The sequence below is a fragment of the Actinoplanes sp. NPDC049265 genome, from assembly GCF_043197135.1.
GTDB lineage: Bacteria > Actinomycetota > Actinomycetes > Mycobacteriales > Micromonosporaceae > Actinoplanes.
The window spans coordinates 234,014-256,557 of the sequence record NZ_JBICSP010000007.1; the positions used below are offsets into that span (position 1 = coordinate 234,014).

A 22,544-nucleotide genomic window follows, 5' to 3' on the forward strand; every position below is an offset into this window, starting at 1 on the left:
ACCGACCCGCTGGATCTCGGCCTCGGCCGCGGGCAGCAGCGCCCACCTCCGGGCCAGGGTCCGCTGCTCGTTCGTGGTTCCGTACCCGGAGCGCTCGACCTCCCCGCCCCATTGTGCGGTTCAGAGTCACGGGAGGGGTCCACCGTACGGTGTGCCTGGTCAGCGCTTGCGGACGGCTTCCTCGACCAGATCGAGCACCCGGCTCAGCTCGCCCGGCGGCCGGCCGGTGGCCAGGTGCAGGACCATGCCGTCGTACGCCAGCTCCAGGAACTGGGTCAGCACCTCGAGCGGGACGTCGTCGCGGAGCACGCCGGCCTCCCGCTGCCGGGCCAGGCGCTCGCGGGTGGCCTCGGCGATCGCGGCCGACCGCTCGGCCCAGCGTTTGGCGAACGCCGGGTCGGTCCGCAGCCGCCGGGACACCTCGAGCTGACTGCCTAGCCACCCGGCGGTGTCGCCACTACCCGCCCGTTCGAGCAGATCGCGCATCACCTGGACCAGGCCGTCGGCCGCGACGGTCTGGGCCATGGCCACCGCGTCGTCCTCGGCGACGGCCAGGAACAGCGAGTCCTTGTCGCGGAAGTGGTGGAAGATCGCGCCGCGGGACAGGCCGGTGGCGTCCTCCAGGCGGCGGACTGTGGCACCCTCGTACCCGAAGCGCGCGAAACAGCCACGCGCCGCGGCGAGGATCTCGTGGCGGCGGGCGTCGAGCTGATCCTGGCTCACCCTGGGCACGGCGTCGATCGTGTCACGCGCGTCCGGCCCGTTGCAATCCGTACGTACGGCTTGCCGGTGACCGTGTCGCGCCCGGGCCGGCTGCCCGGATGGTGCGAATTCCACCATCTGGACCCTGGTTTGTTAACACACTCGGGCTGTCGGCCGCAGTACTCACTCACGTAAAGTGCGCGGGTGCCCCTCGTCTTCCTGGCTCTGGACGACACCCTGCTCGACCGCAGCGGTGCCTTCCGGTTGTGGGCGAAGGGATTCCTGGACGAGATCGGCGCACCGGCCGACGAGCTCGACTGGCTACTCTCCGTCGACGCCGATGGTCTGACTTCTCGCTGGGACGTGGCCGACGCCATCCGCGACCGGTATGAGCTCGACGTCCCGTCGATCGACCTGCTCGAGGAGCTGCACGAGGGCCCGCTGGCCTACGAGAAGCTCGACCCGCTGGTCGCCTGCGCGCTGCAGATCTCCGGCGACGCGGGCTGGGTGCCGGTGGTCGTCACCAACGGGCCGGCCGAGGCGCAGGAGAGCCGGATCCGGCGTACCGGGCTGGACCGCTACGTCGCCGGATGGGTGATCTCCGAGCAGGCCGGGGTGAGCAAGCCCAACCCGCGGATCTTCGCGATGGCGGCTCAGCGGGTCCGCATGCGACTGGGCGGCGCCTGGGTGGTCGGCGACAGCCCCGAGGCCGACATCGGCGGGGCGGCGGCGATGGGCCTGCCCAGTGTCTGGCTGCACCGCGGCCGCGAGTGGGTGGACAACCGTTACGCCCCCACCCGCGTGGTCGGCAACATCATCCAGGGCCTGTCCGCCGTCATGGCCACCAGATAACAGTTTCGATCTCATACATTCTTTCGGTGTACGGGCCGGAGCCCAGCAGGTCCCGCAGGTCCCGCTCGAAGGCGGGCAGATCGTCGCCGAACAGGTGCGGTGCCGCCCAGGACAGTGAGAACACCGCCGACACCACCTCGTCGACCGACCTCGACACCTCCTCGCCCCACGGCAGCACGATGCGCTCCGGGCCGTGGTAGCCGGCCGCACGCATCACGTCCTCCTCGCCGCTCTTCGAGGCGCCGGGCTGGATCGTGTCGCCGGCGTACCCCTCGACGAGATCTTCGACGCGGTCCCACGGAACGTCACTCTCGTGGCCGCGATGCGTCTGCGCGGCGACGTGCACCCAGCGGCCGCCCGGCTCGATCATGTCGCGCACCCGCGCGGCCACCAGCGGCTGATCCATCCAGTGGAACGACTGCGCGAACGTCACGCACCGGAACGTGCCCAGCCCGGCCGGCAGATCCTCGGCGTTCACCCGGTGCCAGCTGATCCGCGGGTGGTTGGCCGCGGCCACCTCGATCATGCCCGGGTCGGCGTCCACCCCCACCGCCTCGGCGAAGTGCGGCGCCAGCAGGGTGGTCAGCTTGCCCGGCCCGCACCCGACGTCGAGCAGCCGCCCGGTCCCGTCCAGCCCGAGCGCGTCCCGGATCGCCTCGCCCAGAAAGGCCGGATAGTCCCGCCGTCCCCGCACGTAGTGCTCGGCGGCACCCTGGTACAGCGTCATGCCGGTGATTCTCCCGGATGAAGGCGTGTTTCCTGACCCGGCCACGAGCGAGGCGTGGCCGGGTCCGGAAACACGCCATACTCTCTGGTCATGGATGACAAAACTGTGCTCGGCCGGATCCATGAGCTGGTCGACGAGGAGCACAAGCTGCGCCAGGCGGTGGGTCGCGGCGAGATCGGCACCGACGAGGAACACACCCGGCTCAAGGAGCTCGAGGAGGGCCTCGACCAGTGCTGGGACCTGCTGCGCCGGCGCCGGGCCGCCCGCGAGGTGGGAAACGACCCGAACGCCGAGCAGGCGCACAGTGTGTCGGAGGTGGAGGGCTACCTCCAGTGACGTGGTCGCGGCCGGGGCCACCTCGGACTGGGTGGCCGCGGCCGCACACGCTTCCGGCGGGTCACCGCAACCCCGCCTCGTAGAGCAGGCGTTCGATCAAGCCTTCGGTGTCGGTCGCCACGCCGCGGCTGGTGAACCAGGCCGCCACGTTCTTCACGTCCCGGGCGATGAAGTCGGCGCCCTGCGGGTTGGCGACCACGTCGATGATCTGCGGCAGGTCGATCAGCACCAGCCGCCCGTCGTGGACCAGGGTGTTGTACGGCGACAGGTCACCGTGCGCCACCTGCACCCGGGCCAGCACCGACAGCGCCTCCACCATCTGCAGCCACAGATCCTCGAGCTCGGCCTTATCCGCGCGGACCTGTGCCAGGCGCGGAGCCGCCTCGCCGGTGTCCCAGTCGCCGATGAACTCCAGCAGCAGCTCGGTGCCGATCAGCTGGACCGGGTACGGCACCCGGATCAGCCCGCTCTCCTGGCCCACCTCCCACAGGTGGGACAGCGCCCCGAACTCGGCGGCGGCCCACTGCCCGGCGATCAGCTCCTTGCCGAACGACGACCGGTTCGACATGGCCCGGTTCTCGCGCGAGCGGCGCATCCGCCGCCCTTCGAGGTAGCCGGCGTCGCGGTGGAAGAGCCGGTGCTCGCCGTCCCGGTAGCGCTTGGCCGCCAGCACGCTGACCCTGTCGGTGCCCGGAATGTAGCGCCGGACCAGGTAGACGTCGGCTTCCTTGCCGGTCTTGAGAATGCCGAGTTCGGCGTCGACGGCGGCGTGCTCGGTGCGTACCCAGTCGGGCCGTGGCTCCGGACCGTGCAACGCGCCGTCCCAGGTCGACCAGCGGTCGCCCTCGTCGGGCCGGTCAGGATCTTCTTTGAGCTGCGGTTCGCCCGCGCTCCACTTCAGGAATTGCGACTCGTTGTCGTCGTCGAACTTACGCTTGCCATGGCGCATGGTGTGCTCGCGCACTTCAGGGTCTCCTCGGAGAAAGAGTTCAGGGGAATCAGGGCACGGCAAAGGACAAAGACGGCCATGTCTTCCACACCCCCTCTTTCTCACGGTCGGACTTCCCGCAGCAGCCACCCTGCCCGGGCCCGGCCGGGCGGCGCAACTGATTTAAGGCGCGTCTCACGACCCGGTCAGGCCGCAGCCCTTGGCCTGGGTCGGGAAAGCGCGCGCCTTCCCTGCGGTCAGGGCAACCGCAGGTAGAGCCGCCGGCCGGCGGGCCGGTAGCCGACGCGTTCGTACACCCGCCACGACTCCTCGCCCGAAGCCTCCAGCCAGGCGACCCCTACATCCGCGGCGAACAGGCGGGCGGTGACGGCAGCGGTGATCGCACCGGCGAGACCACGGCGACGGTACGGCCGCCGGACGGCGATACCGGTCACCTCGCTGACCGCGTCCCGCGGCGGGACCGCCTGCCCACCACCGACGCAGGCGCCCCGCCCCTGGCCGTCCGGCCCGGGCGCCACGTCGCCGGCGCTGACGGCCAGGACCGCGACCCCGCCCTCGGCTTGCCGGCGCCGGAGCCGGTCGACGTCGGCCGGGCTCGCCACCGGCTCCCCGCCGAAGGCTTCGTTCTGCGCGCTGATCAGGGCGGCCACGTCCTCGTCGGAGACCGGTTGGCGCAGCTCGAACCCGTCCGGCACGTCCGGTGTGGTCAGCGTCCGAGCCGAACAGACCAGGTATTCGTGCCGGGCCTCGACCTCGAACCCGGCCGCCGTCAGCAGGGCTTCCAGCTCTGGCGCGCAGGTGGTGACGTACTCCAGGCGCGGACGGCGACCGGCGTCCCGGAACGCCGCCACCATCCTGGTGACGTCGGCGCCGGTGACGGCCGCGCCGGGCCGCGGGGTGGCGTAGTTGGCGTGCGGGCTGTCGGTGCCCGGATCGAGTCCGAGGACGAAGGGCCCGATCTCGGTGGCCGCCGGACGGGCGGACAGGCTGGCGACGACCGACTGCTGAATACGAGAGTCCATGAGCACGATGACCTCTGGGCATGCTGGAAACGGCCGGGACGAAGACACGTCGGGCCACCGCGGAACTGGTCGAACCTCAGGCGGCCGCTGGGCGCACCGAGATCACAGGCGTCATTCCCTCATGCACAGAACCCACGCTGACCGCGCGGGACTTCGAGGACCTTGACACGGTCGCACCGCTGGTCAACCAGCGGGGTTTGTCGCGTAGCGACGAAGGGTGACCACGCACGCCGGTGGAGCGAAGCGACCCTCGGCGTGAGCGACGGTCCGCACCCACCACCCAGCCACGACATCAGGCCCTTGACCTTGAATCCATGCGACCCGGCCCATCACCGGCCGTCCCCGGTGCCGACGCCGGCCCGCGACCCGGGCAACCAGCCCGACCCGCAACCCGAGCAACGAGCCCGACCCGCAACCCGAGCAACCAGCCCGACCCACAACCCGAGCAACCAGCCTCGTCCGCACCCGAACAGCCAGCCCGCCCGCAACCCGAGCAACCAGCCCGACCCGCAACCCGGGCAACCAGCCCGACCCGCGACCCGATCAGCCGGCCCGCCCGCACCCGGGCAACCAGCCCGACCCGCAGCCCGGGCAACCGGCCCGGCCGGTGACGGGAGGCGGCGGTCGGCCGAGGGCCGGATCGGGAGCGGTCAAACAGGCCCGTCAGGCCGACCGGCGCAGGATGTCCAGGACGAACCAGTCGTCGTCGTGGTGGACCAGGTGCTCGAGGCCGGGACGGGCCAGCAGCGACGCGTGCACGTTGAAGCCGTCGTAGCCGCCCACGCCGTCGCGATCGCGGAAGTGGACGGCCGCGATGTCGCCGCCGGGCTCGAGCCGGGTCAGCAGGCCGTCGAGCAGGGCCGTGAGGTCGTCGGCCGAGAGGTAGTAGAGCAGGTCGCCGAGGACGATCAGGTCGAAGGTGGCGGCCGGCAGGTCGGCCGGCAGCAGGGCCTTTTCGACGACCACGTGCGGAAGACTCTCGACCGCGGCGGCGGCCTGGGTGACCGCCGCGTCGACGCAGTCGACCGCGAGCAGGGCGGAACAGCGCGGGGCGAGCAGCCGGGTCAGCTCACCGACGGCACAACCCGGCTCGTACGCCCGGCGGTAGTGCTCGCGCGGCAGCGAGGCGGCGGTGATCGCGTACTTGCGGCGATCGCTCCACTTCGTCACGTTGTCCCACGGGTCGTCCTTGGCCAGGTAGAGGTTGACGAAGTGCTCTTGGCTGAACGACGACTCCGGCGCGGCGGCGTCGCCCTGAACTCTGGTCACGGCGCAATCTTGTCAGGCACCGTGATGATCACCGGCTCGACGTCCTCGGTGCGGGACGGGCTGCCGGCCACCGCGAACTGGGTGCGGTAGAGCTCGGCGTAGAGCCCGCCGGCGGCGACCAGCTCGTCGTGGCGGCCACGCTCGACGATCCGCCCGTCGTCCATCACCAGGATGAGGTCGGCGTCCCGGACGGTGCTCAACCGGTGGGCGATGACCAACGCCGTGCGGCCGGCGAGGGCGACCGACAACGCCCGTTGCACAGCGGCCTCGGACTCGCTGTCGAGGTGGGCCGTGGCCTCGTCCAGAATCACGATCGACGGGTGTTTGAGCAGCAGCCGGGCGATCGCGATGCGCTGTTTCTCGCCGCCGGAGAAGCGGTAGCCCCGCTCCCCCACGACCGTGTCGAGTCCGTCGGGCAGGCGGCGGACGAGCTCTTCGACCTGGGCGCCACGCAGCGCCGCCCACATGTCGTCCTCGGTCGCGCCGGGTGCGGCGTACGACAGATTCTCTTTGATCGTCTCGTGGAAGAGGTGTGAATCCTGGGTGACCACGCCGATCGCGTCGCGCAGGGAGGCGAGCGTCGCGTCGCGCACGTCGACCCCGCCGACCAGCACCGCGCCGCCGGTCACGTCGTAGACCCGGGACGCCAGCATGGACGTGGTCGACTTGCCCGCGCCGGACGGGCCGACCAGCGCGACCATCTGCCCGGGTTCGACGGTGAAGTCGACGCCCCGCAGCACCGGCGCGTTCTCGCGGCGGTCGAGGGTGGCCACGTCCTCCAGGGTCGCCAGCGAGACCTCGTCGGCCGCCGGGTAGCGGAAGTGCACGTCGCGGAACTCGAGGCGGCCCTCGCCGACCGGCACCGCATCGGCCTTCTCAGCGATGCCGGGCGCCAGGTCGAGCACCTCGAAGACCCGGTCGAAGGAGACCAGCGCGCTCATCACGTCGACCCGCACGTTGCTCAGCGCGGTCAGCGGGCCGTAGAGCCGGGTCAGCAGCAACGCCAGCGTGACCACGGTGCCGGCGGTGACGCTGCCGGTGACCGCGAGCCAGCCGCCCAGACCGTAGGTCAGCGCCTGGGCCAGCGAGGCCACCAGCAGCATCGCGACGAAGAAGGTCCGCGAGAACATCGCCTGCTGGACCCCGATGTCGCGGACCCGGGCCGCACGCTCGCCGAACCGGCGCGCCTCGGTCTCGGGCCGGCCGAACAGCTTGACCAGCAGCGCGCCGGACACGTTGAACCGCTCGGTCATCGTCGCGTTCATCTTGGCGTCCAGGTTGTACGACTCCCGGGTGATCTCGGCCAGCCGCTTGCCGACCCGGCGCGCCGGGATGATGAACAGCGGCAGCATGGCCACCGACAGCAGGGTGATCGGCCAGGACAGGCTGATCATCACGGCGGCGGTGAGGACCAGCTGGATGACGTTGCTGACCACACCGGACAGGGTCGAGGTGAACGCCCGCTGGGCGCCGGTGACGTCGTTGTTGAGCCGGCTGACCAGGGCGCCGGTCTGGGTGCGGGTGAAGAACTGCAGCGGCATGCGCTGGACGTGGTCGTAGACCCGGGTACGCAGGTCGAGGATGATGCCCTCGCCGATGCGGGCCGAGTACCACCGCTGGGCCAGGGACAGGAAGGCGTCGACCACGGCCAGGCCGGCGATGAACAGGGCCAGCCGGATGACCGTGCCGGCCGCGTCCGGGCCGCCGCCACCGGTGATGGCGTTGACGACGTGGCCGGCGAGCACCGGGGTGGCGACCCCGATGCCCGCGCCGAGCACGACGGTGAACAGGAAGACGCTGATGTCGGCGCGGTACGGCCGCGCGAACGTCACGATGCGGCGGAACGTGCCGGCGCTGAGCTGGTGCTTCTTGACACCGTCGGCGTTCTGCATCGAGCGCAGCATCATCCAGCTGCTCATCGGGCTCGTCATCGGTCACCTCCCGGGGGTCAGATCCGAGTCTGCCCGCCGGGTACGACAACTTTGCGTCCGATGCGGCTATTCCAGCAGATCGGCCAGCCGCCGGGTCTGCGCTTCCCGCTCCGCGCGATCCTGCTCCGCGTACGACCGCGGCCCGGCGCCCGAGATCAGTGCCTTGATCTCGGCCACCGCCCCGCGATCGGCCGACACGATCGCCGCCGCCAGGTCGGTCACCGCCGTGTCCAGGTCGGCCCGGGGCACGACCGCCGTGGCCAGCCCGATCCGGTCGGCCTCGTCGGCGGTGATCCGCCGGCCGGTGACGCAGATCTCCAGCGCGCGGGACGGGCCGACGAGCTCGGTGAGGCGTTTGGTGCCGCCCAGATCGGGAACCAGTCCCAGGCTCACCTCGGCCATGCAGAATCGAGCATCGTCGGCCAGCACCCGCATGTCGCAGTTGAGCGCGAGTTGAAATCCCGCGCCGATGGCGTGGCCTTGCACGGCTGCGATCGTCACCACGGACGGTTCACGCAACCACGTGAACGCTGCTTGGAACCCGGCAATCCGATCCGCGCACTCGTCCGCCGGTAAGCGCGCCAGATCGGCGAACGAAGAATCGCCCTGGCTACGCGCGACCGACAGATCGAGGCCGGCGGAAAATGCGCGTCCCGCGGCCCGCACAATGACGACTCGCACGTCTCCCGGCAATTTCCGGGAAATGTTGCCGAGCTCCGCCCACAGGGCCGGTGTCTGCGCATTGAGCACGTCGGGCCGCGACAGGGTCACGGTCGCTATCGGCCCGTCCTGCACATAGCTGACGCCGGCGTCGTTGCTGCTGGTCGTCACGCCTTCTTGCGGCGACGCGCGCCGCCACGCTGGCGCAGCTGAACACCCGACTCGGTGAGCACCCGATGCACGAATCCGTACGACCGTCCGGTCGATGCGGCCAGTGCGCGAATGCTCTCGCCGGATGTGTAACGCTTGACCAGGTCCTTGGCGAGCGTCTGACGCTCGCTTCCGACGATTCGACGACCCTTCTCAGTACTGGTGGCTGCGCCCGTCGCTGGCATCTTGAATCCTCACGTCCCTGACTGCGGTTTCATACCGGTCTCACCTATTAGAACGCCTCGGACGATCATGCGCTAGGCATCTCGCCCTCCCCAACGTGCCCAATTATCACTGTCAGGAACTTGACGACGAGCACGCGCATCAATGTCAGACAGTTACCTCAGAGGCGCTTGACCACGGGAATACACAACGGTCCCGACTCCGCAGCGTGATCATGCTCGACCCGCAAGACCCACGATCACCAGCGCAAACATCGACCAAGACCCACTTCGAAAAACGTTACCGTCCGTCGATGTCTTGCTCACCGAGCGCCGTGATCGACTGACCGTTCGGGCAGCGGGCCGATGATGTTAACGCTCACCACGATGACCGATGTCATGTCGGTTCTGACTGCTGACGGTCAGAAGTCGCACACCCTGTGCGACGCCCGGTTGACAAATCGACGCACGCAATGATGTGGATCAAATAGGACAGATCACGCCAACTCGACCAGCTCGAGCAGGTCGTCGCTCCACGCGTCCTCGTCGCCGTCCGGCAACAGGATCGCCCGATCGGGCTTCAACGCCTGCACAGCGCCCGGGTCGTGGGTCACCAGGACGATGGCGCCGGGGTAGTTGGCGATGGCGTCCAGCACCTGTTCCCGGCTGACCGGGTCCAAGTTGTTCGTCGGTTCGTCCAGCAGCAGCACGTTGGCGCCGGAACAGACCAGCGTGGCCAGGGCCAGCCGGGTCTTCTCGCCGCCGGAGAGCACCCCGGCCGGCTTTTCCACGTCGTCGCCGGAGAAGAGGAACGCGCCCAGGATCTTGCGCAGCTCGGTGTCGGTCTGCTCGGACGCGGCGCTGCGCATGTGGTCGAGCACGGACCGGTCGACATCCAGCGTCTCGTGCTCCTGCGCGTAGTAGCCCATCCGCAGGCCGTGGCCCGGGCGCACCTCACCGGTGTCGCTGTCCAGCAGACCGCCGAGAATGCGCAGCAGGGTGGTCTTGCCGGCACCGTTCAGGCCCAGGATGGCCACCCGGGAACCCCGGTCGACGGCCACGTTCACGTCGGTGAAGATCTCCAGCGAGCCGTACGACTTGGACAGCCCGGAGGCGGTCAATGGCGTCTTGCCACAGGGCGCCGGCTGCGGGAACCGGACCTTGGCCACCCGGTCGGAGGCGCGCACCTCTTCCAGGCCGCTGAGCAACCGCTCGGCCCGGCGGGCCATGTTCTGCGCGGCCACCGTCTTGGTCGCCTTGGCCCGCATCTTGTCGGCCTGCGCCATCAGCGCGCCGGCCTTCTTCTCGGCGTTCGCGCGCTCGCGGCGGCGCCGGCGCTCATCGGTCTCGCGCTGGTCCAGATACGTCTTCCAGCCGACGTTGTAGATGTCGACGATCGAGCGGTTGGCATCCAGATACCACACCTTGTTGACCGCCGCCTCCAGCAGCGACACGTCGTGGCTGATCACCACCAGCCCGCCCTTGTGCGCCGCCATGTAGCCGCGCAGCCAGGTGATCGAGTCGGCGTCGAGGTGGTTGGTCGGCTCGTCCAGCAGCAGGATGCCCTTGCCGTTCTGGCCCGAGTTCTGGAACAGGATGCGAGCGAGCTCGATGCGCCGCCGCTGACCACCGGACAGGGTGCCGATGGTCTGGGCCAGGGCCCGGTCGGGCAGGCCGAGGTTGGAACAGATCCGGGCCGCCTCGGCCTCGGCGGCGTACCCGCCCAGGCTGGCGAACTGGTCTTCCAGACTGCCGTAACGCCGGATCAGCTTCTCGTCGTCGCTCTCCTCGAGCTGCACTTCGAGCTTCTGCATCTCGGCCAGCAGGACATCGAGACCGCGGGCGGAGAGTACGCGGTCGCGGGCGGTCACGTTCAGATCGCCGGTACGTGGGTCCTGTGGCAGGTAACCGACCTCGCTGGTGCGGGTCACCTCGCCGGCGAAGGGCTGCCCCTCGCCGGCCAGCACCTTGAGCGTCGTGGTCTTGCCGGCGCCGTTGCGGCCGACCAGGCCGATCCGGTCGCCCGGCTGCACGCGCAGGGTCGTCGGGTTGATCAGGATGCGGGCGCCCGCGCGGAGTTCCAGCCCGGTGGCGGTGATCATGGTTGCAGACTCTCGCTCTCAGAGGTCGAAGGCTGAATCAGAAGGCTCCCTGAACCAGAAGGCACAGAGCGGTCAGCCTTGACAGAGCTTCACGGCCGATAGTCTACCGGGCACCCGGTAGCACCTCCCAACCGATTAGTCGGGAAGATCATCGGGTACACCGCAGCCACCTGCGGCAGCGCGAGTGAGGGTGAGATGGAGCTCAACGAGAACGCCCGGATCGACACCAGCCAGATCGACGACCAGCGCGGCTCCGGCGGTGGCGGCGGCGGTGGTATCGGCGGCCTGCCCATCGGGGGCGGCGGCATCACCGGCATCATCATCAGCCTGGTACTCGCCGTGGTCGGCGGCTACTTCGGCATCAACCAGATCAGCGGCGGGGGGAGCGAGCCGCAGACCGGCGACAACACCAGCCTGTCCCAGGAGTGTTCGCAGTCCGACGCCTCCAAGCAGCTCGACTGCCGCAACGTGCTCTACGTCAACTCGATCCAGGACTACTGGAAAGACGCGATGCCGCAGAACTTCGGCGACCCGTACCAGCCGGCCAAGACGGTGCTCTTCAGCCGCCAGGTGAACACCGCCTGCGGCGCCGCCGACTCCGGGGTCGGGCCGTTCTACTGCCCCGGCGACGACCGGGTGTACATCGACCTCACCTTCTACCAGCAGCTGGCCGACCAGCTCGGCGCGCCCGGCGAGTTCGCCCAGCCGTACGTGCTGGCCCACGAGTACGGACACCACATCCAGGACCTCACCGGCACCGAGGCCACCATGCGCCGCCAGCAGCAACGCGACCCCGGCCAGCAGAACGCGCTCAGCGTCAAGCTCGAGCTGCAGGCCGACTGCTACGCCGGGGTGTGGGCCAAGAACGCCACCGGCACCGACGACGGCAGCGGCCAGAAGATCTTCACCAGCATCACCGACCAGGACATCCAGGAAGGCCTGGACACCGCCAAACAGATCGGTGACGACACCCTCCAGCAGCGCGGCGGCGGCCAGGTCAACCCGGCCGAGTTCACCCACGGCACGTCGGCGCAGCGCCAGCAGTGGTTCCGCACCGGCTTCGAGTCCGGCTCCCCCAAGTCCTGCGACACCTTCAAGCAGGGTGCTGTCTCCTAAGGGTCCTTCACCAGCACGCGTACGGCCCGGGCCGCGGCGATCGCCTCCACCAGGACGGCGTGCCGCGGCTCGGGCACGTCCAGGAACCGGTCGGCCCGCAGGCCGGCCAGCGGCTCGAGGGTGCGCGCGGCGAGGATCGCGTCCACCGCCGACCGGTCGCCGCCGGTGACAAGTGCGGCGAAGTCGCGTACCCGGGGAAGAAGAACGCGCTCCGCGATGCCGGTGCCGTCCGCGGTGGCCGCCCTGGCCTGATTGGCCCGGCGGCGCGCGAAGCGTTGCTGCGACCACCCACCCGCCGCCGTCCGCCCCTGCACGTAGTGCGTGTCGACCTTGGAGACGGCGAGCTCGGCGCCCTCGGCGACACCCACCGCGATCGCGCCCTTGCGCGCCAGGAGCAGGCCCAGCGTGCGCGGGGCGGTCGCCGTCGCGGCCAGAGCATCCAGATCGGGTACGCCGGCAGCGCCCGGTGGCGGCTCGAAGACGGCGACAGCCCCGTCCGCCGCGGTCACGGTCAGCCCGTCCGCGGTGTACGGCCCGTGCCGCGTCGCGAAGTTCGCCAGCCAGCGCGACAACCGCTCCGGCGCGACATCAACGAAACGCCCGCCACCCGCCGCCGGTCGTGCACCCATGCCCGCCACATTACGGTGAGCGGCATGAGTGATCTCGCTGACCAGGTGGTGGCCCGGGTGGTGCCGATGTTCACGGCCGAGGCGGATCCGGCGCGGGCCGAGGGGCAGCGGGCGTACATGCGGGACCAGTTCCCGTACCTCGGCCTGACCCTCCCCCAGGTCCGCAAGATGTCGAAGACCCTGATGAAGTCGGTCCCGCCGGCCGGCCCGGACGACCTGCGCGAGATCGCGCTGCGATGCTGGGAGATGCCCGCGCGCGAATACCAGTACTTCGCCTGCGAGATCCTGCGGGCCGACGCGCTGGGCCCGTCGTTCCTGGTCACCTTGCGCACGCTGATCACGACCAAGTCGTGGTGGGACACGGTCGATCCGCTGGCCACGCGGATCGTCGGCGACCTGGTCCGGGCCCATCGGTCACTCGCGGCGACGATGGACGAGTGGTCGGGCGACGACAACGTCTGGCTGGCGCGTACGGCGGTCCTGCACCAACTGCACTGGGGCGTCGAGACGGACACGCGCCGGCTGTTCTCGTACTGCACCGCGCAGGCCGGCCACCGTGACTTCTTCATCCGCAAGGCCATCGGCTGGGCCCTGAGGCATTACGCCCGCACCGACCCGTCGGCGGTGCGGGCGTACGTCGACGCCCATCGCGACGCCCTGTCCCCGCTGTCCGTCCGCGAGGCGACCAAGCATCTCTAGCGATTACAGCACCATCGCCACGGCGAGGGCGGCGACGACCGTGCTCGACGTCAGGGCGGTGACGAGCCGGCCGCGGGTGCCCGTCAGCAGCCGGCCGATCAGCGACCCACCGCCGGCGATCAGCAGCTGCCAGCTGGCCGAGGCCAGGAACGCCCCGGCCACGAACCACAGGCCGCCGCCCGCGCCACCCAGCACCAGCGCCGCGAAATAGACCACCGTGGCCGGGTTCAACAAGGTCAGACCCAGGATGCCCAGGTACGCCCTCAGCACGCCGGTGGGCCGTCCGCGCTCCGCCGGCGGTGTCGCCCGCCTCCGGATCGCACCGACCGCAGTGGCGGCGGCGAACACCAGCAGAGCCGTCGCACCCACCCACCTCAGCGGGGTGGCGATCGGCGCGACGAGGCCGGCGACGGCCGCGCCGCCGGCGACCGCGAGCATGGCGTAGAGACCGTCGGCGGTGGCCGCGCCCAGCCCGGCGGCCGCTCCGACCCGCAACGACTCCCGGGCACTGAGCGTCGCGATCAACGCCCCGATGGCTCCGACGGGCACAGCGATCCCGTAGCCGGCGACGACGCCGGCCAGAAACGCCCCGCTCATGACCGCTGGCTGAGAACCGCCGATCCGCCGGCGGGCGTCTGCTGTCGCGCGGCGACGAGGCCGGCGCGTACAGAGACCCGGGTCATGAGATAAGCGGTCACGGCCACATGATGCGGAACCGGCGCGCCTCCCCGCCACCGATTTCCGTCAGAACCGCTGCCCCAGCCAGTGATCTCTGTACTCCTCCCGCCGGTTCCAGTTGACGGCGCGCAGACACTGCTCCGCGATGTCCTCGGACAGGTGGGAGAGAATGCGGCGAACCGCGTCCGTATTCCGTTCAAGATCGCTGGCTCGCAGCCGGTTGAAGATATCGGGCAGATCGCCCGGAAGGATTGCCGTTCCGTAGTCGCTGAGTCTGCTGATCAACAGATCCCGTTGCCGTGGCAGGTCGGTCATCGCGAGCGCCAGCTGGAATTGGTCCGAACGCGTCGCCATGGACCGTTCGTCCTCATCCACCGGCGAGAGCATGAGATCGAGGAAAAGGGACGTTTCGGAGAAGGGCTCCGTCTCGTCGGCGTCGTACAGATCCGCATGCCCGGCGGCTCGCCAGTACGGCATCAGGTCGTAGAGGCTCTCGCGTACCTCGTGGGCGGTCTGCACGAACGCGGACAGCCGCAACGAGCGTCCGAGCCGGCTGTCCGGGACGATGGCCAGGTCCGGGGCTATGCGGTAGGCGTCCGGGTCACGTGGCGCCGGGCGGACGTCCGGCGGCCACGGCAGCGACCGGTAGACCCAGACGTCCGACCCGTCCTCGAGCCGCACCTCGAGCCGGGTCGGATCGGCGTCCAGCCGCCACGCCACCCGGAGCGACAGGGCCAGCCGCTTGCGGTCCTCGTCGTCGAGCTGGCTCTGCCACAGCAGCGCCTGCTTGCGCCAGTTGCCGACGACCGGCTCACCCACCAGCTCGACCGCGTCGACCGGCTCCGGGCTGAGGATCACCACGAAGCACGCCAGGTTGGCCGAGAAGGCGGAGTGCCTGCGGGCGAAGGGCAGGCGGCGCGGTTCGTAGTCTCCCCGGCTCCAGGTCGGGTGGGCGTACCCGGCCTCGGGCAGCAGTTCCAGGGCCAGCTCGCGGGCGATCCGCCGCTGCTCCGCGTCCAGTTTGGACAACAAGCCACGGCAGAACTCCCAGAGCGGCGCCCGGCGGGTCACCGTCACGAACGAGGTTGCCGCATGGAGATCGCCGGCGTCGTAGGCGCCTCGCCGCCGACGCTGGTAGACACGCTCCTCGGCCAGGTCCGCGAACGTGGTCACGATGTGCCGGGCGGCCAGGAAGTCGCCGAAGGTGGCGTGCAGGAACTCGAAGCTGCGCTCCGCGCCGAAGGTGCCGCGCGCGGTCCGGGACTCGTGGATGAAGAAGAAGCGGCCCACCATGATCTGGCTCGCGCTGAGCGCGCGGTGGGCCGACTCGGACCGGACCAGGCCCAGATCGGCGGCCGACAGCAACAGCGGAATGTCGGCGTTCAGTTCGTCGTCCAGGATCACGTCACCACCGCGGTTCAGGATCGCGACGGCCACCGCACCGAGCCGCCGCCACTCCGCGTCGATCTCGGCCGCGCGCTCCTCGGGGCTCCAGTCCCGGGCCTGCTTGTCGATCTCGCGCTCGACGAAATCGGCGAACAGGCGCTCGTACAGGTCGACCTGCCGGATGTCGCTGCCCGCGGGCTGGAGCGCGTTGGCGCCCGCGTCGTAGAGCGCCAGGAGCAGCAACAGCAGCGGCTGACGGGCCAGCTCGCCCTGCGCCAGAGCCGCGTCGGCGCTCAGCGGAAGCAGACCCCGCCTCGCGAGGCCGGCCGCGTTGTGCCCGTTCCACACGTCCAGCCATGCGCGGACCTGGCCGTCGTCGAACGGCTCCAACCGGAGCACCACCGAGCCGGGTGGGAACCTCGTCCGGTCGGCGACCACCGTACGGCTGGTGACCAGCACCGCCACCGGCCGGTCGAGCTCCCGCTCACGCTGCTGGAACTGCCGGATCTGATCGAGGTAGTCGGCCCGGTTGAGACCCGACACCTGGAGCAGTTCGTCGAACCCGTCCAGCACGACGACGGGCAGCGCGGGCCCGGCCCGGCGAACCAGATCGGGCCACGACACGTGCTCGCCCAGCGTCTGGAGGAGAGCCTGTTCGACCTGCGACTGAATCGTGGCGTCGGCGCGGACGTTGCGCAGCTCGACCCGGATCACCAGGAAGTCGGAGGGCAGCCGCGCGGCGAACACCTTGGTCATCGCCGACTTGCCCGAACCGGGGTGACCGAGGACCGTCAGCGGGCTGCGTACGGCTTCCGGGCTGCTCAGGTACGCGAGCAGATAGCCCTGTACGTCGGCCAGGCCGCGAGCCGTCTCCCACCACGACTCGGTGGCCGGAAGATCAGTCGGACCGGCGACCGCGACACGGCCGTGCGGATTGACGTACGCCTCGTCGAGCGACGGCAACGCCACGTGCGCGGGCGCGTCGGCCGACTCCAGGATCGGCCCGGTGACCGCCGCCCGGTACCGCTTGCCCAGTCCGGACAGGACCGCGTCGACGGCGGCGTGCAGGTCGTGGAGTTGGGTGGACAGGTCCCCGAACCCGGTCTTCAACAACGCGCGGGTGGCCTGCGCCTCGACCATGCCGGCCCACGCACCGAACTCCGGCGCCCGCGCGATCAGGGATCGGTACGCCTCGGTGTAACGCTGGACGGCCAACCGGTCCAGGCCGTCCCCGAGGGTGATCTGCACGGCTCTGTTCTCGAAGGGCTCGAGCCCGGCGAAGAAACCGCCCAGAGCGCCGGCCATCGTGGCGAAATAGGCCGCCAGCTCGTCGAGCGTCGCCTCGAAGGGACGATGCGGCGCGGGCATCGGAGGCGGCTCGTCGATCAGGGTACGGAGGACGTCGGCGTACCGCTGGGCGACCGCGGTCGACGTGGCCAGCGCGACCTGTTCGGCCGCGGAGATCTGGGCGACCGCGCGGGCCAACGGCGACCCGTCGGTCAGCACCACGTCGAGCGCCTCGTAGAAGGACGTCACCACGACGACGGCGTGCGCCGCGGCCAGCCGCTCGGTGCGGTCGAAGCGGCTGACCCCGGTGATCCGCTCGCGCAGCCCGTCCACGGCCGCGTTGCCCCAGTTGATGACCTCGGCCCGCAACGCGAAGAAGTCGTTGGCCCCGAGGGTGGCCAGCGTCACCGCTGCGGCACCGGCCCCGGTCACCGCGCCGACGATCTTGACCAGCGGATTGTCCGGCACACCGAGGAGTCGTGCTGCGTCCCGGTAGCTCAGAGGGCGCGTACCCATCCCAGTGACCGTAGTGCAGTGCGGGCTAGAGTTCGGGCGTGCCTGTCGTTTCGGAACTGATTCTTCTGCGGCACGGGCAGAGTGCCGCCAACGTGGCCTTCCCCGCCGCCGACGCCGAGGGGCTGATCGACAGCGGCCTCAGTGGTCGCGACCGGGATGTCGAGCTCACCGAACTGGGGGTGACGCAGGCCCGGGCCGTCGGCGCGTGGCTGGCCCGGTTGCCGGCCGACCGCGTGCCCGAGGTGCCGATCACGTCGCCCTACCTCCGCGCGCGAGAGACCTGGCGGATCGCCGCCGAGGCGTCCGGCCTGAGCTTCCCGCCCGCCACGACCGACGAGCGCCTGGTCGACCGCCTGCTCGGCGACCTCGAGATGATGACCCGCGCGGCGGTCGCCCGCGACTACCCCGACGAGGCCCGCTACCACGGGGTGACCGACTACCGCTGGCGGCCGCCCAACGGCGAGTCGTTCGGCGACATTCGCATCCGGCTCAAGGCGTTCCTCGACGACATCAACACCGACCACGCCGGCCACCGCGTCGTCGTCACCGCCCACGACGCGGTGGTCCTGATGATGCGCGCGGTCGTCGAGGACCTCGACTGGGACGGGGTCGACCGCGTCTCGGCCGGCAACACCGTCCGCAACGCCTCGATCACGGTGTTCGACGGCCGCTCGGGTGCTCTGCTCCTCGACCGCTACAACACGGTCGACCACCTGACCGACCCGGCGCCGCCGGCCGCGCCCGCCCCCGACCAGGCCACGCCGCCCGCCTGACCGGGTCATTCGACAGGAAGCGAGCGACGATGCCGATCGACCTGCTCCCACACACCCGGCACGTCCGCTACGCCGAGCGGCTGGTCACCTGGCCGAGGGCGTGACGACAAACGGCAAAGCCGCTCAGACGTTGAAGCCGAGCGCGCGGAGCTGGTCGCGGCCCTCGTCGGTGATCTTGTCGGGGCCCCACGGCGGCAGCCAGACCCAGTTGATGCGGAAGTCCTTGACCAGGCCGCCGCCGGGGCCGGTGGTCAGGGCGGCGCGGGTCTGGTCCTCGATGACGTCGGTCAGCGGGCACGCGGCCGAGGTCAGCGTCATGTCCAGGGTCGCGACGTTCTCGTCGTCGACGTGCGTGCCGTAGACGAGGCCGAGGTCGACGACGTTGATCCCGAGCTCGGGGTCGACGACGTCCTTCATCGCCTCTTCGATGTCCGCGATGGAAGCCTTCGAGAGTTCGGCGGGAGCCGTCGAGACGGCAGTCTCCGCGGCGGGAACCTCTTCCGAAGACGAAGGAGAAGAAGAAGGGGCAGTCATACCGTTACCTCCACACCGGCACGTGCCGCGGCGTCCTTGAACGCCATCCACGGCAGCAGCGCACATTTGACCCGGGCCGGATAACGCGCCACCCCGGCGAACGCGATCCCGTCACCCAGCACCTCTTCGTCCGGCACGATCTGGCCGCGACCCTGCATCAGCTCGACGAAGGCGTCGTGGATCCGCGCCGCCTCCTCGGTCGATTTTCCGCGCAGCAGCTCGTAGAGCACCGACGCGGACGCCTGGCTGATCGAGCAGCCCATCCCGTCGTACGAGATGTCGGCGAAATCGTCGGTCACCCGAATGGTGATCTCGTCGCCGCACGTCGGGTTCACGTGGTGCGCCTCGCCGGAGTACGGCTCGCGCAGGCCACGCCCGTGCGGGTGCTTGTAGTGGTCCAGGATGATCTCCTGGTAAAGCGCGTCGGTCATGCGCTGCTCCCGTCGTTGTCGGGGACGCAGGTCTTTGGGCGGGCGCTCTTTCCCGGCCGAAAACCGGTGGCGCCGACAACGGCTTCCCGGGGAGCAGCGCCCGCCGAGCGAAGCGAGGCCATCAACTCGAGAACACCTTCTTCACCTGCTCCACCCCTGAGGCCAAGGCGTCGATCTCGGCGGTGGTGTTGTAAAGGTAGAACGACGCACGGGTCATCGACGAGACGCCGAAACGCGCGCACACCGGACGAGCGCAATGATGCCCCACGCGGACCTCGACGCCCAGGCCGTCGAGGATCTGCCCGACGTCGTGCGGGTGTACGCCGGCCACGTCGAAGGAGACCGTGCCGCCACGGCCGTCGGGGGTGCCCGGGCCGAAGACCCGGACGCCGTCGATGCCCGCGAGCGTCTTCAGCGCGTAGCCGGTGAGCTCCATCTCGTGCTCGTGGATCGCGGTCATGCCGATCCCGGAGAGATAGTCCACCGCGGCGCCCAGGCCGATCGCCTCGGCGATGGGCGGCGTGCCGGCCTCGAACCGGGCCGGCGGCGCCGCGTAGGTGGTGTGTTCCATGGTGACTGTCTCGATCATCGAGCCGCCGCCGAGGAACGGCGGCATCTCGGCCAGCAGGGTGCCGCGCCCCCAGAGGACGCCGATGCCGGTCGGGCCGAGCATCTTGTGGCCGGTGAAGGCGATCAGGTCGGCGCCGAGTTCAACGACATTCAGCGGCAGATGGGGTACGGACTGAGAACAGTCCAGCAGCACCACCGCGCCGACCTCGTGGGCACGGGCGACGATCCGTGAGACGTCGTTGATCGTGCCCAGGATGTTCGACATGTGCACCAGGGACACGATCTTGGTCTGCTCGGTGATCAACGCGGAGATGCCCGACTCGTCGAGCAGCCCGTCGTCGGTGATACCGAACCATCGCAGCCGTGCGCCCGTACGCTCGCACAGCAGCTGCCAAGGCACGATGTTCGAGTGATGCTCCATCTCGGAGATCACCACTTCGTCACCGGCGACGAGGGACGCGCCGAGGGAGTGGGCGGCCAGGTTGATCGCCTCGGACGAGTTCTTGGTGAACACGACCTCGTCGGCCGAGCGGGCGCCGATGAACGCCGCCACCTTGGCCCGGGCGTCCTCGTACGCGGTGGTCGACTCGGTGCCGAGTGTGTGCACCGAGCGCGACACGTTGGCGTTGGACCGTTCCCAGTAGGAACGCATGACGTCGAGCACCTGCACCGGCTTGTGCGAGGTGTTGGCGCTGTCCAGGTAGACGAGCGGATGCCCGTTGATCTCCCGGCCCAGGATCGGGAAGTCCTCCCGGACCTTGGCGACGTCGAAGGTGCTCATGCTGTGGCGCCCGCCTTCTCGACGAACTCGGCGTAACCGGAGGCCTCGAGCTCCTCGGCCAGCTCGGGGCCACCCTCCTTGACGATCTTGCCGGCCACGAAGACGTGGACGAAGTCCGGCTTGATGTAGCGCAGGATCCGCGTGTAGTGGGTGATCAGCAGCAGGCCGGTCTCGCCGGTCGCGCGGACCCGGTTGACGCCCTCCGACACGATCTTGAGCGCGTCGATGTCGAGGCCCGAGTCGGTCTCGTCGAGGATCGCCACCTTGGGCTTGAGCAGCTCGAGCTGCATGATCTCGTGGCGCTTCTTCTCGCCGCCGGAGAAGCCCTCGTTGACGTTGCGCTGGGCGAACGCCGGGTCCATGTGCAGCTTCTCCATGGCGCCGCGCAGTTCGCCGGCCCAGGTGCGGAGCTTGGGCGCCTCGCCGTCGATGGCGGTCTTGGCGGTACGCAGGAAGTTGGCCACCGACACGCCGGGAACCTCGACGGGGTACTGCATGGCCAGGAAGAGACCGGCCCGGGCCCGCTCGTCGACGGTCAGCGCCAGCACGTCGTCGCCGTCCAGCGTCACCGTGCCGCCGGTGATCTGGTACTTGGGGTGGCCCGCGATGGAGTAGGCCAGCGTGGACTTGCCGGATCCGTTGGGACCCATGATGGCGTGCGTCTCACCGGACTTCACGGTCAGGTCGACCCCCGCGAGGATCGGCTTCAGGTCGCCTTCCGGCAGCTTGACCGAGACCTGCAGGTCGCGGATCTCCAGGGTGCTCACGGGTTAACTCCATTGCTCGGTGTCGTCGATACGTAGATGTCGCCGTCGCGGATCTCGACGGGGAAGGTCGCCACCGGCTCGGTGGCGGGCAGGCCGGTGGGCTCGCCGGTCCGCACGTCGAAGCGCGAGCCGTGCAGCCAGCACTCGAGCGTGCAGCCGTCGACCTCACCCTCGGAGAGCTGGATCGAGGCGTGGCTGCACTCGTCGCGGACGGCGTAGAACTTGTCGTCGTCGGCGTGCACGACCGCGACCTCGACGCCGTCGACCTCGGTGGCGAGCACGGAACCCTTCGCCACCACGTCCACCGGACCCACGAACTGGAAGGTCATGCCCCCGCCTTCGCGAGACGGCTCTCGATGGCGTCACCGAGCCGCGACCGCAGTTCCTCGGACGGGATCTTGTTGATCAGCTCGGCGAAGAAGCCGCGGACGACCAGCTTGCGGGCCTCGCCCTCGGGGATACCGCGGGCCATCAGGTAGAACAGCTGCTCGTCGTCGAAGCGGCCGGTCGCGCTCGCGTGCCCGGCGCCGGCGACCTCGCCGGTCTCGATCTCCAGGTTGGGTACGGAGTGAGCCACCGCCCCGTCGGTCAGGACGAGGTTCCGGTTGATCTCGTACGTGTCCGTGCCCGTGGCCGTCTTGCGGATCAGCACGTCGCCGACCCAGACCGTCTGTGCCGACTCGCCCTGCAGGGCGCCGCGGTAACCCACGTAGCTGCGGCAGTCCGGAACGGCGTGGTCGACCAGCTGGCGGTGTTCCAGGTGCTGACCGGCGTCGGCGAAGTAGAGGCCCCACAGCTCGGCGTCGCCGCCGCGCCCGGCGTACTCGACGCTGGTGAACTGCCGGACCACGTCACCACCGAGCGAGACCTGCACGTGCTGGACCCGCGCGTCCTTGCCGACCCGGAACTTGACGTGCTGGGCCTGCACCGCGCCCGCGTTCCACTCGGCCAGCGTGACGAAGGTCAGGTGGGCGCTGTCGCCCAGGACGACCTCGATGTTGTCGGCGAGGATCGCGTCGCCCGTCTGCTCGAGGATGAGCGTGACGTTCGCGAAGTTCCCGACCTTGACGTACGTGCGGGCGCCGGCCGCCGCGCCACCGGTGCCCACGCGGCGCAGCAGCACCGGGGCGTCGGGCGTGGTCTCGGCGTCCACGTTGATCAGCGTGACGCCGGTGGCCGAACCGTAGGCCAGCGCGCTGATCCGGTCGAACGGCGTGAGGATGTCCTCGGCCGACTCGACCTCCTTGACCGAGACGCCGGGCGGCAGCGTGTCGTGCTGCCACTCCGGCGCGACGCCGGTCAGCGCGGTCGCGGTGATCAGGTCACCGAGCCGCTTGATCGGAGTGAAGCGCCACTCCTCCTCGAGCCCGCCGACCTTGGGAAAGTCGGTCACGGCGAAGGACCGGAGCACCTGCGATTTGGTGCTCGGCGGCGGCGCGGTTGTCTCGGTGGACAC

The 22,544-nt window shown here is 70.0% G+C and carries 23 protein-coding genes; 5 read left to right on the plus strand and 18 right to left on the minus strand.

From position 1 onward, the window contains the following. Positions 1–159: 159 nt before the first annotated feature. A complete protein-coding gene (locus ACGFIO_RS19615; RefSeq protein WP_392827684.1) occupies positions 160–732 on the minus strand; it encodes a TetR/AcrR family transcriptional regulator in 573 nt (190 codons plus the stop codon). Between the two features lie 174 nt (positions 733–906). Between ACGFIO_RS19615 and ACGFIO_RS19620 the strand changes: the two genes are divergently transcribed. Beyond that, entirely contained in the window at positions 907–1,554 is a 648-nt protein-coding gene (locus ACGFIO_RS19620; protein ID WP_392827685.1) for an HAD family hydrolase, read from the plus strand. Here the strand turns inward: ACGFIO_RS19620 and ACGFIO_RS19625 are convergent. After that, on the minus strand, positions 1,538–2,281 hold the full coding sequence (locus ACGFIO_RS19625) for a class I SAM-dependent methyltransferase (protein WP_392827686.1): 744 nt from the start codon (positions 2,279–2,281) through the stop codon (positions 1,538–1,540). The two genes, ACGFIO_RS19620 and ACGFIO_RS19625, sit on opposite strands and share 17 nt — an antisense overlap. A 90-nt stretch (positions 2,282–2,371) precedes the next feature. Here ACGFIO_RS19625 and ACGFIO_RS19630 point away from each other — a divergent pair, with 90 nt between their 5' ends. Next, positions 2,372–2,617, plus strand: a complete 246-nt coding sequence (locus ACGFIO_RS19630; protein ID WP_392827687.1) for a DUF2630 family protein — start codon at positions 2,372–2,374, stop codon at positions 2,615–2,617. A gap of 61 nt (positions 2,618–2,678) precedes the next feature. On the opposite strand, the gene ACGFIO_RS19635 is transcribed toward ACGFIO_RS19630, so the two are convergent. The 7 genes from ACGFIO_RS19635 to ACGFIO_RS19665 all read right to left on the minus strand — a co-directional run bounded on the left by ACGFIO_RS19635 (position 2,679) and on the right by ACGFIO_RS19665 (position 10,921). After that, complete coding sequence (locus ACGFIO_RS19635; protein WP_392827688.1) at positions 2,679–3,581, minus strand: serine protein kinase RIO; 903 nt, start codon at positions 3,579–3,581, stop codon at positions 2,679–2,681. Positions 3,582–3,802: 221 nt separating this feature from the next. After that, positions 3,803–4,588, minus strand: a complete 786-nt coding sequence (locus tag ACGFIO_RS19640; protein ID WP_392827689.1) for a GNAT family N-acetyltransferase — start codon at positions 4,586–4,588, stop codon at positions 3,803–3,805. A 663-nt stretch (positions 4,589–5,251) separates the two neighbouring features. Then, positions 5,252–5,857, minus strand: a complete 606-nt coding sequence (locus ACGFIO_RS19645; RefSeq protein WP_392827690.1) for an SAM-dependent methyltransferase — start codon at positions 5,855–5,857, stop codon at positions 5,252–5,254. Beyond that, a complete protein-coding gene (locus tag ACGFIO_RS19650) occupies positions 5,854–7,788 on the minus strand; it encodes an ABC transporter ATP-binding protein (RefSeq protein WP_392827691.1) in 1,935 nt (644 codons plus the stop codon). The genes ACGFIO_RS19645 and ACGFIO_RS19650 overlap by 4 nt, the downstream gene beginning before the upstream one ends. A 66-nt stretch (positions 7,789–7,854) precedes the next feature. Then, the gene (locus ACGFIO_RS19655; RefSeq protein WP_392827692.1) at positions 7,855–8,619 is read right to left on the minus strand and encodes an enoyl-CoA hydratase/isomerase family protein; all 765 of its coding nucleotides are present in this window, start codon (positions 8,617–8,619) and stop codon (positions 7,855–7,857) included. After that, the gene (locus ACGFIO_RS19660; RefSeq protein ID WP_392827693.1) at positions 8,616–8,843 is read right to left on the minus strand and encodes a helix-turn-helix domain-containing protein; all 228 of its coding nucleotides are present in this window, start codon (positions 8,841–8,843) and stop codon (positions 8,616–8,618) included. The genes ACGFIO_RS19655 and ACGFIO_RS19660 overlap by 4 nt, the downstream gene beginning before the upstream one ends. 473 nt (positions 8,844–9,316) lie before the next feature. Beyond that, positions 9,317–10,921 carry an ABC-F family ATP-binding cassette domain-containing protein gene (locus ACGFIO_RS19665; RefSeq protein ID WP_392827694.1) on the minus strand — a complete coding sequence of 535 codons (1,605 nt, stop codon included), beginning with the start codon at positions 10,919–10,921 and terminating at the stop codon, positions 9,317–9,319. A gap of 195 nt (positions 10,922–11,116) precedes the next feature. On the opposite strand from ACGFIO_RS19665, the gene ACGFIO_RS19670 reads away from it, so the two are divergent. After that, on the plus strand, positions 11,117–12,037 hold the full coding sequence (locus ACGFIO_RS19670) for a neutral zinc metallopeptidase (RefSeq protein WP_392827695.1): 921 nt from the start codon (positions 11,117–11,119) through the stop codon (positions 12,035–12,037). Here ACGFIO_RS19670 and ACGFIO_RS19675 read toward each other — a convergent pair. Then, positions 12,034–12,666 carry an acVLRF1 family peptidyl-tRNA hydrolase gene (locus tag ACGFIO_RS19675; RefSeq protein ID WP_392827696.1) on the minus strand — a complete coding sequence of 211 codons (633 nt, stop codon included), beginning with the start codon at positions 12,664–12,666 and terminating at the stop codon, positions 12,034–12,036. The genes ACGFIO_RS19670 and ACGFIO_RS19675 overlap by 4 nt on opposite strands. 24 nt (positions 12,667–12,690) lie before the next feature. Here ACGFIO_RS19675 and ACGFIO_RS19680 point away from each other — a divergent pair, with 24 nt between their 5' ends. Further along, on the plus strand, positions 12,691–13,365 hold the full coding sequence (locus tag ACGFIO_RS19680) for a DNA alkylation repair protein (protein WP_392827697.1): 675 nt from the start codon (positions 12,691–12,693) through the stop codon (positions 13,363–13,365). 3 nt (positions 13,366–13,368) lie between these two features. Here the strand turns inward: ACGFIO_RS19680 and ACGFIO_RS19685 are convergent, their stop codons facing one another. Together ACGFIO_RS19685 and ACGFIO_RS19690 are read right to left on the minus strand one after the other, a co-directional pair. Further along, complete coding sequence (locus tag ACGFIO_RS19685; RefSeq protein WP_392827698.1) at positions 13,369–13,962, minus strand: LysE family transporter; 594 nt, start codon at positions 13,960–13,962, stop codon at positions 13,369–13,371. Between the two features lie 147 nt (positions 13,963–14,109). Further along, positions 14,110–17,232, minus strand: coding sequence for an NACHT domain-containing protein (locus ACGFIO_RS19690; RefSeq protein ID WP_392827699.1), 3,123 nt, complete (start codon positions 17,230–17,232; stop codon positions 14,110–14,112). A gap of 38 nt (positions 17,233–17,270) precedes the next feature. Between ACGFIO_RS19690 and ACGFIO_RS19695 the strand changes: the two genes are divergently transcribed. Next, entirely contained in the window at positions 17,271–18,005 is a 735-nt protein-coding gene (locus ACGFIO_RS19695; RefSeq protein WP_392827700.1) for a histidine phosphatase family protein, read from the plus strand. Positions 18,006–18,128: 123 nt separating this feature from the next. Here ACGFIO_RS19695 and ACGFIO_RS19700 read toward each other — a convergent pair whose 3' ends face one another. From ACGFIO_RS19700 to sufD, 6 genes are all read right to left on the minus strand, one after another. After that, on the minus strand, positions 18,129–18,539 hold the full coding sequence (locus ACGFIO_RS19700; RefSeq protein ID WP_392827701.1) for a metal-sulfur cluster assembly factor: 411 nt from the start codon (positions 18,537–18,539) through the stop codon (positions 18,129–18,131). Further along, positions 18,536–18,970: a Fe-S cluster assembly sulfur transfer protein SufU gene (sufU, locus tag ACGFIO_RS19705; RefSeq protein WP_392827702.1), complete on the minus strand. Its 435-nt coding sequence runs from the start codon at positions 18,968–18,970 to the stop codon at positions 18,536–18,538. Before sufU ends, ACGFIO_RS19700 begins: the two co-directional genes overlap by 4 nt. Positions 18,971–19,091: 121 nt before the next feature. After that, positions 19,092–20,321 carry a cysteine desulfurase gene (locus tag ACGFIO_RS19710; RefSeq protein ID WP_392827703.1) on the minus strand — a complete coding sequence of 410 codons (1,230 nt, stop codon included), beginning with the start codon at positions 20,319–20,321 and terminating at the stop codon, positions 19,092–19,094. After that, on the minus strand, positions 20,318–21,088 hold the full coding sequence (gene sufC / locus ACGFIO_RS19715) for a Fe-S cluster assembly ATPase SufC (protein ID WP_392827704.1): 771 nt from the start codon (positions 21,086–21,088) through the stop codon (positions 20,318–20,320). Before sufC ends, ACGFIO_RS19710 begins: the two co-directional genes overlap by 4 nt. Continuing rightward, complete coding sequence (locus tag ACGFIO_RS19720; protein ID WP_392827705.1) at positions 21,085–21,417, minus strand: non-heme iron oxygenase ferredoxin subunit; 333 nt, start codon at positions 21,415–21,417, stop codon at positions 21,085–21,087. Before ACGFIO_RS19720 ends, sufC begins: the two co-directional genes overlap by 4 nt. After that, positions 21,414–22,544, minus strand: coding sequence for a Fe-S cluster assembly protein SufD (gene sufD, locus ACGFIO_RS19725; protein WP_392827706.1), 1,131 nt, complete (start codon positions 22,542–22,544; stop codon positions 21,414–21,416). Before sufD ends, ACGFIO_RS19720 begins: the two co-directional genes overlap by 4 nt.

Bases quoted from the DNA above. Each gene is read 5' to 3' on its own strand.
- ACGFIO_RS19720 (WP_392827705.1), bottom strand. From the start codon at position 21,417: ATGACCTTCCAGTTCGTGGGTCCGGTGGACGTGGTGGCGAAGGGTTCC.
- ACGFIO_RS19665 (WP_392827694.1), bottom strand. From the start codon at position 10,921: ATGATCACCGCCACCGGGCTGGAACTCCGCGCGGGCGCCCGCATCCTG.
- ACGFIO_RS19680 (WP_392827697.1), top strand. From the start codon at position 12,691: ATGAGTGATCTCGCTGACCAGGTGGTGGCCCGGGTGGTGCCGATGTTC.
- ACGFIO_RS19690 (WP_392827699.1), bottom strand. From the start codon at position 17,232: ATGGGTACGCGCCCTCTGAGCTACCGGGACGCAGCACGACTCCTCGGT.
- ACGFIO_RS19685 (WP_392827698.1), bottom strand. From the start codon at position 13,962: ATGAGCGGGGCGTTTCTGGCCGGCGTCGTCGCCGGCTACGGGATCGCT.
- ACGFIO_RS19675 (WP_392827696.1), bottom strand. From the start codon at position 12,666: ATGGGTGCACGACCGGCGGCGGGTGGCGGGCGTTTCGTTGATGTCGCG.
- ACGFIO_RS19650 (WP_392827691.1), bottom strand. From the start codon at position 7,788: ATGACGAGCCCGATGAGCAGCTGGATGATGCTGCGCTCGATGCAGAAC.
- ACGFIO_RS19670 (WP_392827695.1), top strand. From the start codon at position 11,117: ATGGAGCTCAACGAGAACGCCCGGATCGACACCAGCCAGATCGACGAC.
- ACGFIO_RS19710 (WP_392827703.1), bottom strand. From the start codon at position 20,321: ATGAGCACCTTCGACGTCGCCAAGGTCCGGGAGGACTTCCCGATCCTG.
- ACGFIO_RS19625 (WP_392827686.1), bottom strand. From the start codon at position 2,281: ATGACGCTGTACCAGGGTGCCGCCGAGCACTACGTGCGGGGACGGCGG.
- sufU (WP_392827702.1), bottom strand. From the start codon at position 18,970: ATGACCGACGCGCTTTACCAGGAGATCATCCTGGACCACTACAAGCAC.
- ACGFIO_RS19700 (WP_392827701.1), bottom strand. From the start codon at position 18,539: ATGACTGCCCCTTCTTCTTCTCCTTCGTCTTCGGAAGAGGTTCCCGCC.
- ACGFIO_RS19660 (WP_392827693.1), bottom strand. From the start codon at position 8,843: ATGCCAGCGACGGGCGCAGCCACCAGTACTGAGAAGGGTCGTCGAATC.
- ACGFIO_RS19640 (WP_392827689.1), bottom strand. From the start codon at position 4,588: ATGGACTCTCGTATTCAGCAGTCGGTCGTCGCCAGCCTGTCCGCCCGT.
- ACGFIO_RS19630 (WP_392827687.1), top strand. From the start codon at position 2,372: ATGGATGACAAAACTGTGCTCGGCCGGATCCATGAGCTGGTCGACGAG.